General features: G+C 56.9%; 15 protein-coding genes and 1 other RNA gene. 13 read left to right on the plus strand and 3 right to left on the minus strand.

Features of this window, described 5'->3' with window-relative positions:
• Position 1 precedes the first annotated feature (1 nt).
• Positions 2–1300 (minus strand): ATP-binding cassette domain-containing protein, encoded by a 1299-nt coding sequence (locus RQ935_RS05710; RefSeq protein WP_311497546.1) that lies wholly within the window; start codon positions 1298–1300, stop codon positions 2–4.
• 14 nt (positions 1301–1314) lie between these two features.
• On the opposite strand from RQ935_RS05710, the gene RQ935_RS05715 reads away from it, so the two are divergent.
• Complete coding sequence (locus RQ935_RS05715; protein WP_311497547.1) at positions 1315–1578, plus strand: hypothetical protein; 264 nt, start codon at positions 1315–1317, stop codon at positions 1576–1578.
• A gap of 258 nt (positions 1579–1836) precedes the next feature.
• Here the strand turns inward: RQ935_RS05715 and RQ935_RS05720 are convergent, their stop codons facing one another.
• Both RQ935_RS05720 and RQ935_RS05725 read right to left on the minus strand, forming a co-directional pair.
• A complete protein-coding gene (locus RQ935_RS05720; RefSeq protein ID WP_311497548.1) occupies positions 1837–2034 on the minus strand; it encodes a hypothetical protein in 198 nt (65 codons plus the stop codon).
• 30 nt (positions 2035–2064) lie between these two features.
• A complete protein-coding gene (locus RQ935_RS05725) occupies positions 2065–3531 on the minus strand; it encodes an FAD-dependent oxidoreductase (RefSeq protein WP_311497549.1) in 1467 nt (488 codons plus the stop codon).
• A gap of 235 nt (positions 3532–3766) precedes the next feature.
• Here RQ935_RS05725 and RQ935_RS05730 point away from each other — a divergent pair, with 235 nt between their 5' ends.
• The 12 genes from RQ935_RS05730 to RQ935_RS05785 all read left to right on the plus strand — a co-directional run bounded on the left by RQ935_RS05730 (position 3767) and on the right by RQ935_RS05785 (position 13416).
• The gene (locus RQ935_RS05730; protein ID WP_311497550.1) at positions 3767–4579 is read left to right on the plus strand and encodes a hypothetical protein; all 813 of its coding nucleotides are present in this window, start codon (positions 3767–3769) and stop codon (positions 4577–4579) included.
• 5 nt (positions 4580–4584) lie between these two features.
• Positions 4585–4680, plus strand: an RNA gene (gene ffs, locus RQ935_RS05735) — signal recognition particle sRNA small type.
• Between the two features lie 190 nt (positions 4681–4870).
• On the plus strand, positions 4871–5704 hold the full coding sequence (locus tag RQ935_RS05740) for a hypothetical protein (protein ID WP_311497551.1): 834 nt from the start codon (positions 4871–4873) through the stop codon (positions 5702–5704).
• Complete coding sequence (cpaB, locus tag RQ935_RS05745) at positions 5701–6438, plus strand: Flp pilus assembly protein CpaB (RefSeq protein WP_298634371.1); 738 nt, start codon at positions 5701–5703, stop codon at positions 6436–6438. Before RQ935_RS05740 ends, cpaB begins: the two co-directional genes overlap by 4 nt.
• Entirely contained in the window at positions 6435–7715 is a 1281-nt protein-coding gene (locus RQ935_RS05750; protein WP_311497552.1) for an AAA family ATPase, read from the plus strand. Before cpaB ends, RQ935_RS05750 begins: the two co-directional genes overlap by 4 nt.
• A 14-nt stretch (positions 7716–7729) precedes the next feature.
• Complete coding sequence (locus RQ935_RS05755; protein ID WP_311497553.1) at positions 7730–8083, plus strand: hypothetical protein; 354 nt, start codon at positions 7730–7732, stop codon at positions 8081–8083.
• On the plus strand, positions 8080–8457 hold the full coding sequence (locus RQ935_RS05760; protein ID WP_299294949.1) for a pilus assembly protein: 378 nt from the start codon (positions 8080–8082) through the stop codon (positions 8455–8457). Before RQ935_RS05755 ends, RQ935_RS05760 begins: the two co-directional genes overlap by 4 nt.
• A gap of 2 nt (positions 8458–8459) precedes the next feature.
• A complete protein-coding gene (locus RQ935_RS05765) occupies positions 8460–9758 on the plus strand; it encodes a CpaF family protein (RefSeq protein ID WP_311497554.1) in 1299 nt (432 codons plus the stop codon).
• Positions 9758–10684 (plus strand): type II secretion system F family protein, encoded by a 927-nt coding sequence (locus RQ935_RS05770; RefSeq protein ID WP_311497555.1) that lies wholly within the window; start codon positions 9758–9760, stop codon positions 10682–10684. Before RQ935_RS05765 ends, RQ935_RS05770 begins: the two co-directional genes overlap by 1 nt.
• Positions 10684–11583: a type II secretion system F family protein gene (locus RQ935_RS05775; RefSeq protein ID WP_308534490.1), complete on the plus strand. Its 900-nt coding sequence runs from the start codon at positions 10684–10686 to the stop codon at positions 11581–11583. Before RQ935_RS05770 ends, RQ935_RS05775 begins: the two co-directional genes overlap by 1 nt.
• On the plus strand, positions 11567–12754 hold the full coding sequence (locus RQ935_RS05780; protein WP_308534489.1) for a sensor histidine kinase: 1188 nt from the start codon (positions 11567–11569) through the stop codon (positions 12752–12754). Before RQ935_RS05775 ends, RQ935_RS05780 begins: the two co-directional genes overlap by 17 nt.
• A gap of 14 nt (positions 12755–12768) precedes the next feature.
• Positions 12769–13416, plus strand: coding sequence for a response regulator transcription factor (locus RQ935_RS05785; RefSeq protein ID WP_311497556.1), 648 nt, complete (start codon positions 12769–12771; stop codon positions 13414–13416).
• Positions 13417–13483: the final 67 nt, after the last annotated feature.

Genomic DNA, 13483 nt, shown 5'->3' on the forward strand with positions numbered 1-13483 from the left:
CTTAGCTTCCAGAAACGTGCGGTGACGCGGGTACGTCCGTCGGAGGTGGCGGTAAGGATGGGGTGGTGGCGGTTGAGCTGCCGGGGAAGTTCCAATCCACCTTAAGCGGGCCCGCCCGGTGTGCCGCGTGGCGTAACCGCGGTGTCTGGTGCGGGACAGTGGTCTCAAGCGCGGGGCTCACGAGGGATTTCGGCGTGCGGCTGGCCCAGGGTGTGGCTTCGAGAGGGGGCACTTTCAGGGTGCTGGTCGCGGTCGGCTGTGGCTGTGCGGTGCGGGTGAAGGGGTTTGGTTCGGGTTGGGGTCGCACCACCAGTGCGTCACTGGTTAGTGCGTTCGGGTCAGACCGTGTGGAAGTGGGGAGGTTTTCCCGGTGCTGGCGCCGTTCCCGCCGGCTCACTGTCACCGGGGCAGGCCGGGTAACCGGGGCTAAATCGGGGAGGAACAGTGGTGTCGCGGGAGGCGGCGGGGGCATATCGGGCACCTGCACGGTCGGGGGTATTGCGGGTGTGGGCACGGTCGGGGGTGAGCTCGCCTCGTCGCCATCGCCAGAAATCTCGGTCATAGCGGCAAAAATTTCCGCCTCGGAAGGGTGCAACAGCTGGCCGATTATTTTGCCGTCGCGCAAGAACAGCACACGATCCGCCCAAGCCGCCGCCCCGGCCTCGTGCGTAACCATACAAATCGTGTGATTATCCCGATCAACCGTGTCTCGCAGCAGACGCAGGACCTGCAGGGTCGCGGTGGAGTCTAAGTTCCCGGTGGGCTCGTCAGCGAAAATAATTTGCGGATTATTCGCCAAAGCTCGCGCCACCGCCAAGCGTTGCTGCTGGCCACCAGACATTTCAGTCGGCCGGTGGCGCAGCCGCTCGGAAAGCCCCACTTGCGCGGCCAAGGCCTCGACCTGTTTCCGGTTTAGCCGCTTCCCGGCAATAATCGCTGGCAGTTCAATGTTTTGCCGGGCATCCATGACCGGAATCAGGTTGAAAGCCTGGAAAATGAAACCGATTTTATCCCGGCGAATCGCGGTAATCTCGCGCTGCTTCAGGCCGGCTATCTCAACGCCGCCAATCAAAATCGAGCCGGAAGTCACCGTGTCCAAACCCGCCAAACAGTGCATCAGGGTGGATTTACCGGAACCGGAAGGTCCCATAATGGCCGTGAACTCGCCGCGGGCCAAGTCAATGTCCACGTGATCCAACGCCCTGACCTGCGCATCTCCCTTCCCATAGATGCGCACCAAGTCGCGCGCCGAAACGATAGCGTCGTCTAGGGCGCTAACGGGGGAAAGTTTTTGCAACACGGAAGAATTTTATCTTGAAAACTCAGGCTGTACCGCCACGGAGACAGCGGCGCCAGTCAACCAAAACACCGGCGAAAAGCATGCCCCGCCGAATCATCGACGGGGCAGCGGCTTTTCTTTACAAAAGTGTCTGTTTAGAACAGGCCGGCGAGGAAGTTGAAAATCTTAGCCAACCATTCGACAACAGTCTGCAAGATAGGAAGAATGTTGCTCCACATAATTTATTCCTTTCGGATCGGTCAACAACGTTTGTTGATATTTTTGGTGCCACCTTGTGACAGTATTAAGATTAGCTGAACGTTTGCTCAAAATGCAAGAACATAGCACACGATATTTTCCGCAATTACGGATGAATCCCTGAATTTCGCGGAAAAAAGCCGAAAAAACCTGGGAAAATGCTGGGCGGCGCCCAGGGAAAACTCAGGAAACCGCGACGCCGAGCCCGACCGCAATGCCGACCCCACGCCTTGTGAAGACCTGAGGACCCCACCGAACAGCGGCCGGAACCGCCCCAGCCTTTTGAACGCCTGGTGACCTCAGTCCTGGGGACCGAACTTGGCGATCGTCACCAGGCGCAAAATCCGCCAGTTAAAGCTCGTAAAGGAAAACAGCTGGAGGAACGGGTTTTGGCGGTGACGCAAAGTCGCCGGGGAGGGGTTCGGGGCCGCCGCAATCCGTTCGGCGGTGGCCGGGCTGAGCTCCTCAATCGTGGGAGACGCGCTAAAGTCAGTCATTATGAAAATCCTCTCTACGTGGGTTGGGGGTTACTCGGGGATAATCCACCAAAACGGCTTCCACTTCGCTTTATAGATAAAGCCCACGTGGAGCAGGAACTTGGTCCAATGCCCGAACAGGCCGATGCGTCCGAAACTCAGTTTAGGGTGGCGCCCAGCATTATCCGGGTACTTGTCGTAGTTGGGCACGATGGGGAACATCACCATCGCGGCCGCGGAGCCTTTCTTAAAGCCGGTGCCGGTTGAGGCTACGCAAGCCGCCCCCAACACCGCCATCGAGGCTTCGTGCAGTTTCGCCTCGGGGCCTTGGTTAATGAGGTCAACTATGCTCATGGCGACTTCCTTGCCGATGGAGCCCGAAGGCATCCCGGTACGTGGCGGTGCCGGGGTGATGTTGGTGCCGTTGGGAGTCTGGTGCGGTTTCGAAATCCCGTGCGGGGGCGCAAAAGCAATCCCGGCGGCAAAAATGTTTTTATACAGCGGGGACTGGTAAGTCTTGGGCCAATCCTCGTGGGACCACTGCGCGGAGCTCTTCTTCGAATAGTCCGCGTCCACCTTCATGAATCCAGCCGGGTTGAACATTTCGGGAATCAACGTCCCGTCAGGTTTCTTGGCCTCCAGCGCGACCCCGGTAAACGGCGGGAGCAGCATGGCGAAATCAAAGGACAACTCGTGCATATTGCCGTCATAATCCTCGTAAGTCAGAGCGTGTGGGCGCACTTCGCGAACCCCCGCGCCGGTGATGGCTTTCACCCCGCGTTCCCGAAACAGCGATTCCGTCCACAACTGGGAGTCGGTAGAGTAGCCGTTGTCCTTAAACCGCATGCCGGCCATCCCAAAGTCGCCGAGCTTTTCCTCGTTGGTGAGGTAAACGACCTCGGTCTGGTCCCGAACCCCCGCTTGACGCAGGTCATATTCAGTGTTGAAACAGTACTCAAAAGCGGCGCCTTGGCAGGTACACCCGCCGTTGCCGGTCCCAATCACGAACCGCTTGGGCGTCCCGGTCTCTTTAATCTCTTGGACGATTTTTTGAAACTCGATCCCGGCCTGTTCGGCGTGGTCAGGAGTGCAAACCGAATACGTGTTGCCACAATCCGGGCCCAAACCCGGAGTGGCGGCAAAGTTCAGCTTCGGGCCGGTCGCGTTGATGAGGTAGTCATAATGCACCAAAGCCCGCCTACCTTTATTTTTGCCTCCCGTAAACTCCATCTCGACCTGGGGCTGCGCATCATCGCCGCGACCCTCGGGATAGATAACTTTCGCGGCCGCCTGATGAAAAATGACCCCCTTGCGCCTATAGAGAGGAGCGAGGGGGAACACCACTTCCTTCTTCTGCATCTTTCCGGTACCTACCCAAATGTTGGAGGGAACCCAGTTCCAGTTGGCACGCGGGGAAATGACCACGACCTCGTGATTGCGCCGCGACAACTTGCGACGCAGGTGCATGGCGGCGGTATGACCGGAAATACCCGCACCCAAGACGACAACTCTTGCCATAGTAACAACTTCCTTAATCTGTTGCGGTCCCTCAGCAGTGTCGCAGAAAATCGTTGGGCGGGCGGTAAGTCCGCGCCGGAACGGGACGTCCGGCACTGCGCGACCAAGGCTTATTATAGCTTGAAAATCAGTGTGGATTTACCGGCTTCGCCCCCGCTTGTGGTTTAGACTTGAAATCTAGAGAATCCCAAGGGCAAACCGGGGAAAACCGTGAGCAGCTGATGAGGAGCGAACCATGAGTGTGGCGAGTGAAAACGCTTTGGGCCTGTCCAGCGGTGAGGGCGGCACGAAAGTCTTTACCATCGGACCGACCTGGCGGGCTGTGGGCTTTGAGATGACCACCGAGCAACGAGCCGACGAAATCTTGGCCCAGGCGGCTGACCAATGCACCCCGGTGGTGGGGGACATGGAAAACGGCACTTTCCAGTACGTGGATCGTTCCGGCGCGGTCGCCGTGTTTGATGTCGTTGCGGAAAAGATTACGGATATTCACCAGGATTTCAACGCCAGCGCCGCGGTTGACGCCCGCTGGATGGAGATGGCAGACCGTTTTGCTTTGGTTGACATAGTTGATGCACAAGGGGGGACGGAGCGTTCCGTAGGTAAGGCTTGCGTGGCGATGCGAGCCGGGCTGGGGCACGAGCCCGGACGTGCCGACGCCGGTAAACTGGGGATTTCCGCCCTAGCGCAGCGGGTCGAACTGTACGAAAACGTGGCAAGTTACGCGGCGAGCCAGACCGCCAAAATTTTCGGCGCGGCTCTGGACGGCCCGCAGCGCGCCCCGGAAGAAACCCTGCCGACCTTCATCTCGACCGGAGCTGTTTCCGTTTTGCAAAAGCAGGGCGCACACGCCGGAGGCGTGCTGGCTGCGAAAGTTACCGCCGCCGAGATGCATTCCAACACCCTGACGGGACAAAACTTCTGGGTGTTGGAGGTTGCGGCGGGATTCCCCCTCAGCGTGTGCGTGGCTGAAGGCGACATTGCGGGACGTCCCCGCCCCGGAATGATTGTGGCTGGAGAATTCCTAATTCTGGCGGCCGCCAAGTAGAATAGTCTCGTTCCCCGCGTGACGGCATAGTCTGAACCTCCCCAGGGTCGGAAGACAGCAAGGATAAGGGCTCCCTGTCGGGTGCGCGGGGAACGTTTATTTTCCCGGCACCGGGCCGGAGCTCTGGCTCCGTCAGTGTTCACCCTTCGAAACAAATCCTCCTCGCAAATAGGCATTTGACCTCGTGTTTTGAGGTTCGTCTGATATTGCTTACTTTTCTTTAACCTGTAGCTGTCAATAAATTTTCGAAGGCTTGCTACGTTTTGCCCTGTTGCAGGTGTGCCGGAAACGGTGACGAAGTTCGGTAAGGGTGAGGTCGAGACGATGCTGCAGGTGTTGGAGACTTGGGGGAACGAAAATCCTTCCCTGGGGGTGCGACACACTGATAGCCTGGTGGAACTGTTCGACAACCTCGAAACATTATCGCAAAACCCGCAACCTTGCAGCGTTTTTGTTCCTGATGTCAAAGCTGCCCGGCAAGCCGCCTGGGTGCGTACCGTCCTGCAGGTACCTTTTGAGATTGTGGTCCTCACCGGCCCCACCACGCGCCGCGCCCTGACCATGTACCTGATTAACTCACTTGTGGAGCTGCGTTTTCACGGTTTAGGGCAAGCAATAGTTGACGTAATTGACCCATTTATCGAGACTCGTTTCCTCCTGAGTTCGGTTTTTTCCCTGAACCAGCCTCGACCCTCACTGTCGCAGATGCTGCAATCCCTCGCGAAAAGCAGCGTTTTCGAGGCAGACGTGAATGCGGGGAGCGTGGAAAAAATTACTGCCGCCAAGTGGAGCGCCCACCCCGACGGAATCAGCATAGAAGCGCGAACCTGGAACCCGGAAGATAACGTTCCCTTAGAAATGTTCCCCGCACACACCCACTTCACCTTACAAGCCGTACCGAAGGATTCCGCCTGGGGTCAACGCCAAGGCAAACACTGGGTGGAGGCGAGCTGGACCAACGAATCGGTTGACGCCATCCGCAAGGCCCTCAAAAACAACATCAAACCCCGACAATGCCAGCGTTGCGAACAATACGTGGTGGGCAACATCTGTGCAAACTGCGGATTTGCCGGTGAATCCAGCCCTGAACCCGATGAGACGAAGCAAAGCTTGGAGGCTTTATGAATTCCAGACAAAGACGCGGTGTCATCCTGCTGTTGGCCACCATTGTGGCGGCCATCGCGCTTTTCGTGTCCATCTTTCTGTATGTCAAAGAAATTGATTCCCGAGTGGGGCCGGAAGTGGACGTGGTGGTGCTGGCGAAAGACATCAAAGAACTGGCGCCCATCACCCCGGGGGATGTGAAAATCGAAAAACGCCCGAAGAAATGGATTTCTGCCAGTACCCTGCTGAGTAAAAGCCAAGTACAGGGCATGGTTGCCTCCGGAGACTACGCGAAAGGAACCACCCTGCAGGAGGGCATGGTCATCAAAGCCCCCACGGTAGAACCGGATTACCGCGAAATCGCCATGATGGTGGATGCGGAAACCGGTGTGGCCGGCAAGATTCGCTCCGGAGACCGGGTGGACATCATCGCCACCACTCAAGAACAGAACGGGGTGAACCGCCAATCCAAAGTTTGGGTCGAAAACGCGCTGGTAGTTGAGGTGGGAGTACCCACCACGGTAAAGAAAGAAGACGAGCAAGGCTTCGCGAAAAACGATAAAGTCCCGGTGACGTTCGCTCTTCCCGTGGACCAGTCGTTGGCTCTGGCTTATGCGGAAAGTTTCGGTGAAGAAGTCCGGTTAGCGTTGCGCGGCCGCGGCGACCAAGGCCAATCCAATCCGCTGCAGTTCCCTAACGCTGCTGGAAAACCCTCTGGGGGACCTGCTCCAGCGCAGTCAGGAGAAGGAAAATGAGCGACGCTCACATTATCAGCTCAAATTTAGAGGAAATTACCCAGATTCAGGCCACTTTGGTGGAAACCGGATTGTTTGAAGAGGTGAGCTACAGCACGACTCTGGGCGACTATCGCCGATTACGTAAACGCGACTCCAGCGTAAAGGTCGTACTTGTTTCCACCCGATTGGAGGGCTTCACCTGGATTGAAGGCGTAAAGGAAGTTCACCACGAGGACGCGCTTTCCCCGGTGGTGTTGATTACTGACGACCAAGAATCCATCACGGTAAACGATGCAATGACCGCGGGGTTGTCGGAAGTCGTCTCGGCCAACCCCAGCCTGGAAGAATACGTAGCCAAACTGGAGCGGGTCATCAGTCGGCTCAACACCCTCAATCGGCGCCTGGAACCCACCGAAATGAAAACCGAGACGGCAGGACATTTGGAAGTGTTCTTTGGAGCCAAAGGCGGGGTGGGAACCAGTTTGCACGCCACGTTGTTCGCTCGGTTTTGGGCCGCCCACGTGCGCACTTGCCTGGTGGATTTGGACCTGTACAAGGGCGATTTGGCGGCCTACTGCGCGGCTCTGCCCCGGCGCAGCATCGTTGATTTGGCGGAAATTTCGGAAGAATTGTCCGGACGGAGCATTGCCGAAGTGGTGCACAAACTGGAATGTGGCATTGACCTGATTGCCGCTCCCAAGGATGTCGAACAAGTCGAAAACATTGACGAACGTGACTTGCAGCTGATTCTCTCTGCGCTGCGTTTCAACTATGACCTGGTGGTGGTGGATTGCGGCTCGCGGTTGTGGGATTTGGTCGCGGTAGCTATCGAAACCGCTGATGAAGTCACCCTCGTGACCAGCCCGGAGCTGGCGGCGGTGCGGAATGTGCGCAATACACTCAACGATTTTGAGCGTCTGGAGTTGAGTTTGGGGTCGGCGGCTCCCCGGCTGCTGTTCAACCGGGCTACTAAGAAGGCGGAAATCCAGCCCGAACTGGGCAGCAAAATGACTGGCCTGAATACGGTTTCTGTCACCAACGAGTCGGGCAACATTGAGACTTACCTCAACACCTCGAACCTGTTGGAAGCCAAAACCAGCGGATGGGACTCTATCTATCGCGGAATGTGGGAATCCCAACGAATTCTCACCGAGCTGAGCTCCCGGAGGGAACGACGCAAGCAAACGAGGCTCGCGAAGAATCCTCAGGAAGTCAAGGAAGATGGGGCGAATAAAAGCCACGGGAGGCGGGCTTTAAAGAAATTTGGCACGAAAGAAAAAGAGAAAAAACAATGATTAAGGGGGAGATTGTGGAAAGAAAACTCGTGAAAGAAAGCGGTCAAGCGACCGTGGAAGGCACGATGGCCATCGTGGTCCTGTTGGGACTGCTGGTGGTGTGTGCACAAATGTTGCTCTGGGGAGTTTCCCACTACATTGCTTATACCGCTGCGGAAGAAGGCGCCCGGTTGCATGCCCGCGGCGCCAGCGTGGCCCAGGTCAACGCAAAGATTGACCAGTGGGTGCCGAGCTTTTGGGACGCTGCTCCGCGAGCCTCGTGGGGTTCGGACACGGTGACGGTGTCTCTGCGGACCCCGGGCCCGGCTGCGAACTTGTTGGATGACGTGAGCTACACGGCCCAGGTTGTAGGGGAGGACACGCTATGAAAGCCCTGATGCAGTGGATGAAAAACGAACGAGGCTCCAACTCGGTGGAGCTGGTGGGCATTTCGATTGTGGTGATTTTCTTTACGGCACTGTTGGCGGAAGGCCTCTACATCGGTTCCGCAGTGGGTGCCACGCAGCAGGCCGCTCGTGATGCTGCCCGGGCGCAGATGCTCGGCCAGTCTGCCAGCATGGCAGCCCAAGAATCCACACCGGATTGGTTGCGTATCGTGAACCTATCTACCGGGGGTTCCGTGCCGGGATGTCTGGGCACCTGCGCGGAAGTCACGACATCGGTGCCGGTGGGGTTACCGAGCCTGACTTTTGCCCACACCCAAATCACCCAGCGAGCTATTTTCCCGAAAGAACCCCGGTAACTATGCCCCTGACAACTCGTGTTTTCAGTGATGAGAAGCGTCTCGATCGTGACGCTCAGCTCGCGGAGCATTTTCGCCAGCGACTGCTGGAAGAAATCGATTTGGAGACGATTTTTAAGCTGGATAACTCCAAGCGTCGAGCCCGCCTTGAGAAAGTCCTGCTGCGTTTGATAACGGCTGAAGGTCCGGTTATTTCCAGCCGGGAACGTGCCAGCCTGATTCGGCGCATCATCGATGAAGCGGTGGGTTTGGGGGTATTGGAACCCCTGCTGGCTGATGGAAGCATTACCGAAATCATGGTCAACGGAATCAACGACGTGTTTGTTGAACGCCGAGGACGTCTGGAACGTGCCCCTTCTGTGTTCCGCAACGAAGACCAGTTATACCAGGTCATCGACCGGATTGTGTCTTCGGTAAACCGTCGTATCGACGAATCTTCCCCAATGGTCGACGCCCGGTTGGAAGGTGGGGAACGTGTCAACATCATCATTCCCCCCTTGGCTTTGGACGGACCTACGGTGACTATCCGGCGTTTCCCCCGGCCCTTCCGACTGCCGGACTTAGTGACGAAAAAATCCATCAATAAGCCCATCATGGAACTGTTGAAAGTACTGGTCGAAGCCCGCCTGTCCGTGCTGGTGTCCGGCGGTACCGGCACGGGAAAAACCACCTTCCTCAACGCCTTGTCCGGGGCTATCCCCGAAACTGAACGCATCATCACCATTGAGGACGATGCGGAACTATCCCTCCAGCAGGCCCACGTGGTGCGGCTGGAGTCCCGCCCCGCCAACATCGAGGGGGAAGGTGAGGTCACCATTCGTGACCTGGTGAAAAACGCCCTGCGGATGCGCCCCGACCGAATTGTCGTAGGTGAGGTTCGTGGTGCCGAGGCGATGGATATGCTCCAGGCGATGAACACGGGCCACGAAGGCTCCCTGACCACCGTCCACGCCAACAGTGCGGAGGATGCGTTGGTGCGTCTGGAAACTTTGGCCTCGATGAGCGAGCTGGAGTTGCCGGTTGACACCCTGCGTGACCAAATTAATACGGCTCTGAACATCATCGTGCAGTTGACGCGCTCGGTTCAGGGCTACCGTCACGTCGCCGAGATTTCCGCTCTGTTGTCAAAACACCGGGAAAACTATCAGGTTTCAACCATCGCCAAATACGTCTATGACGCCGATCCGGTGGGTGATGAACCGGGTCACTTTGAATATTTCCCCCTCCCGGAAAGCTACGTGGAGGCCATCCGTGTCAAGGGCCTCAGCGTCCCCACAGAGTTCTTGCAGAGGAAAAAGTGATGTCGAGTTCTTCGCTAGTTGAGCTGTTCGCGCTGTGTTTTTGCATCCTCTTGACACTAACACTGACCTACTGGCGCAACTACCGTCTGCGCAACGCGGAACTCACCGACCTGCTGAATGCCGACAAGGGGGGAACCCGCAACGGCCTATGGACTCGACTGGAAAAAGGTTTTGCGGCGTCTCGCCCGGGAACGCGACTGGGGGTTTACCTTCGCGCCACCAACATCAGCCTTTCTGCGCTCAGTGTCGTCCTCGCCCTGGTAGCAGTCACATTACTGGCATCTTACCTGGCGTTTCGTCTGGCCGGAATGGTGGCCGGGGCGGTGGTTCTGTTCCTGATTCCTTTCGGGTTCAAGTCATGGCTGTCCAATCAGCACGAGAAACGCCTGGCTCGCCTCATCGGCCAGCTTCCGCAGGTGGCACGGATCCTCGCGAATGCGACGTCTTCGGGGTTGTCCATTCAGCGGGGGATGCAGATGGTTTCCACCGAAATGTCCAAGCCGGCTTCCGAGGAGTTTGCCCAAGCCGTGCATTCTTTAGAAATGGGCGTGACCCTGCAGCAAGCCTTGACGGAACTGCGCGACCGCAACCCCTCTCGGGAGGTGTCGGTTCTGATTCAAACCGTGGTGATTCAATCGAGAGTCGGGGGCAAGCTGGTTTCCGCCCTGACCGATATTGCTGCCACATTGGAGGACCGCAAAGAGTTGGCGCGAGAAGCCCTGACCGCGACTTCCGGGGCCAGGTTCTCCGGCTACATGGTCGCTGCTATCGGTATCCTGGCACCCATCGCCATCGCCTCAGCCTCCGGTTCTTCCATTGATGAGTTGCTGCATACGGATACGGGACGTATCGCGGCGGCGGTCGGAGGAACCATGATTGCCGCCGGAATCTGGCTGATGTCCAAGTTAGCGAAGGTGAAAGTTTGATGCTCACATTCTTTCCCATCCTCGCCCCAGTCCTGGCCTCGATGCTGTTCTTGCTGGCCGCATGGTCTTTGCGTATCATCACCGTCACCAAGGTCGATCAGTCGGTGGAGGCCGCTCCTACAGCTCAAAAGAAAGCGTTTCGTGCTTTTGAAGCGGTCATCGACCGGATTGGGAAAGTCGCACAAGGGGGGTTGGGGTTCCTGTATCCTCCGTCGCGCCGTCGCCTGTTGATTCGTACTCTCGATGCGGCCGGGCATCCTGAAGGCTTGACTCCCTCGCTGTTTATTCAGCGCCACTCCGGTTTCATCGTGGTCGCTGTGCTGGTCGCCGTGCCTTTCTTGATCCAAGGTAACGTTTTGATGGCGGCCATTTTTGGGATTGGTTTGGCGGAGTGGATGTGGATTTGGATTTTGCTCTCGGCAAAGGACCGGCGTGCCGAAGTTGAATCCAGTTTGCCGGATTTCCTAGATGTGCTGGGGGTAACGGTGTCTTCGGGGATGTCTTTCCGTAAATCCATCCAGACCGTCACTCAGTTCTATGACGGGCCGCTGGCCGAAGAACTCTCCACCGTTCTCTATGAAATGGGGGTGGGAATCCCGCGGCGGCAAGCCTTCAGTTCCATGCGGGAGCGGGTTCCTTCCGACTCGATGGATTCCTTCGTGACCGCAATCCTGCAAGCTGAGGAACTGGGAGTACAGCTGTCGGATGCCTTGACATCCATCGCGGTAGAGGTTCGTCGTGATCATGCGGCGCAGGTACGGCGTCAAGCCGGGCGGGCTACCGCAAAAGTGTCATTAATTGCTACCGTCCTGGTGGTTCCTGGTGCGGTCGTGCTGATGTTTGCCTCCCTGTTCCTGCCGATTTTGCAAAGCGGTGCTTTCAATGCCTTCTTGGGTTAGCACCAACGGCAACCTGCAGGAGCAGCTGCGCAATCTTATGCTGCGCGGTCCCATCTTGATTGCATTGGATGTGCGAGTGGTGCTGCTAGGGATTTGTCTGGTGGCGAACCCGGAGCCGAAACCGCTACAGGTGTGGGCGGCTTTCCTGGCTTTGGCCGGGCTAAATTTTGTGCTGTTGTGGCGCAGCCGACGCAATCGGCTGATGGTTCAGTCTTTGCGCCGTTGGCAGGTTTGCGACGCGATTTTGACCCTGATGGGTTTGAGTATTATCCAAGGAAACGATGGTTGGAGCGCCTACCTGGTCATTTACGCCGCAGTGTCCGCCAGTTTGTATATGTTGATCTCGGATGGTTTGCTGCCTTTTCTCATGGGACCGGCGTTCATCGTAGTGATTTTCCTGGTCACTAACCAGTTGGGGGCGACCGTGTCCCTAGAAGTCCTGGTGCAGTATGCCCTGATATTGTTCGGGCAAGTGCTGGGGATGGTGATTCGCCACAACTTCGCGACCTTGTCGGCCGCCATGGAACGCTCCGCCCATGAACGTGAAGTCAACCTAATCCAATCTGAACGTCTGGAAATGTCTCGTGAACTGCACGACTCTTTGGCCAAAACCGTTCACGGCACCGAGATGATTGCGGCGGCGACCCTGCAAACTTTACGTGCCGAAAACTCGGCGGCTTTGCCGCAAATGGAGGCAATTCGCGATGCCTGCCGGCAGTCCTCACGGGAAGCCAGGGAGGTGCTCACCGGTCTGCGCACCCTCTCGCAGCAGGATTTTCGGGAAACTTTGGTTCTGGCTGTCGAGCAGTTTCGGGCTGATAATGCCATCTCGGTGGAAACCGCGATTCCGCTGAAACTCCCTCCCATCAACCCTGATGCCCAGTGGGCGGTCGTGAAAGTTCTGCAGGAACTGCTGGAGAACGTGCGCAGACACTCCCACGCGACCGAAGTCAGAGTCGAAGTCGTTAAGAACCAGGACTCCTTGTTCCTGACCATTATCGACAACGGTATCGGGCTGCCCACCGACAAGCTAGCCAACCTCGCCTTGCGTGGTCACTTCGGTCTGGTGGGGATGCAAGAACGAGTCCGCGCCTTGGGAGGGTCGGTCAACATCATGTCCCACAGTGGGGGCGGCACAAAAATCACTTTGGCAATTCCACTTGACGAGTAATTGAGGAGGATTTCATGAAAGTACTAGTAGCTGATGATGCCCCCATTATGCGGTTTGGCATTATCTCGATTTTGCGTCAATACTGCCAGCAGATAGAGATTTTGGAAGCTGGAGACGGTGAACAAGCTCTCGAAATTTTGCGCGGTGAGAATCTGGATTTGGCACTGTTGGATGTGCGGATGCCGAAACTATCAGGGCTTGGGGTTTTAGAACAAAATGACACCGAAGTGCCCATCATCATGGTGACCCATTCCGAAGAACCCGCCATTATCCAAGCTGCCATGCGCGGGGGAGCTTCAGGTTACCTCGTGCTGGGCGATATCACTCCTGAAGAAATCGGGGGGGTTATTAAAACCTGCCTGAACGGGGGCATGGTGATGAGCAAAACTGCTGGACGCGGGCTAAAAGCAGCGGCGAGCGAACACTTCGATATCCGCGATGAAGTCAGCCAACGGGAAGCCGAGATTTTGGATTTTGTGGTCCAAGGAATGTCCAACAAAGAAATCGCTAAGGAACTGTTCCTTTCCGAACGCACGGTAAAGAACTACTTGAACGCCTCGTACAAAAAAATCGGGGTCAATGATCGTAATCAAGCCGCCATAGTGTGGCGTGACCGGGCTTTTTCTGTGGACTTGGCGTGTTTGGAAGTTGGGGCGCTTTAGGGGCGAATGCCCCAAGAAGGTGGGGCGGGTTCGTAGCCAGAATAAAAGTGCAAACGAAGTTGACGAC

The organism is uncultured Mobiluncus sp. (assembly GCF_963511525.1).
Taxonomy (GTDB): domain Bacteria; phylum Actinomycetota; class Actinomycetes; order Actinomycetales; family Actinomycetaceae; genus Mobiluncus.

Coding starts and splice junctions, on each gene's coding strand:
- RQ935_RS05720 (WP_311497548.1), bottom strand. CDS start 2,034: ATGACTGACTTTAGCGCGTCTCCCACGATTGAGGAGCTCAGCCCGGCC.
- RQ935_RS05725 (WP_311497549.1), bottom strand. CDS start 3,531: ATGGCAAGAGTTGTCGTCTTGGGTGCGGGTATTTCCGGTCATACCGCC.
- RQ935_RS05730 (WP_311497550.1), top strand. CDS start 3,767: ATGAGTGTGGCGAGTGAAAACGCTTTGGGCCTGTCCAGCGGTGAGGGC.
- cpaB (WP_298634371.1), top strand. CDS start 5,701: ATGAATTCCAGACAAAGACGCGGTGTCATCCTGCTGTTGGCCACCATT.
- RQ935_RS05750 (WP_311497552.1), top strand. CDS start 6,435: ATGAGCGACGCTCACATTATCAGCTCAAATTTAGAGGAAATTACCCAG.
- RQ935_RS05760 (WP_299294949.1), top strand. CDS start 8,080: ATGAAAGCCCTGATGCAGTGGATGAAAAACGAACGAGGCTCCAACTCG.
- RQ935_RS05765 (WP_311497554.1), top strand. CDS start 8,460: ATGCCCCTGACAACTCGTGTTTTCAGTGATGAGAAGCGTCTCGATCGT.
- RQ935_RS05770 (WP_311497555.1), top strand. CDS start 9,758: ATGTCGAGTTCTTCGCTAGTTGAGCTGTTCGCGCTGTGTTTTTGCATC.
- RQ935_RS05775 (WP_308534490.1), top strand. CDS start 10,684: ATGCTCACATTCTTTCCCATCCTCGCCCCAGTCCTGGCCTCGATGCTG.
- RQ935_RS05780 (WP_308534489.1), top strand. CDS start 11,567: ATGCCTTCTTGGGTTAGCACCAACGGCAACCTGCAGGAGCAGCTGCGC.
- RQ935_RS05785 (WP_311497556.1), top strand. CDS start 12,769: ATGAAAGTACTAGTAGCTGATGATGCCCCCATTATGCGGTTTGGCATT.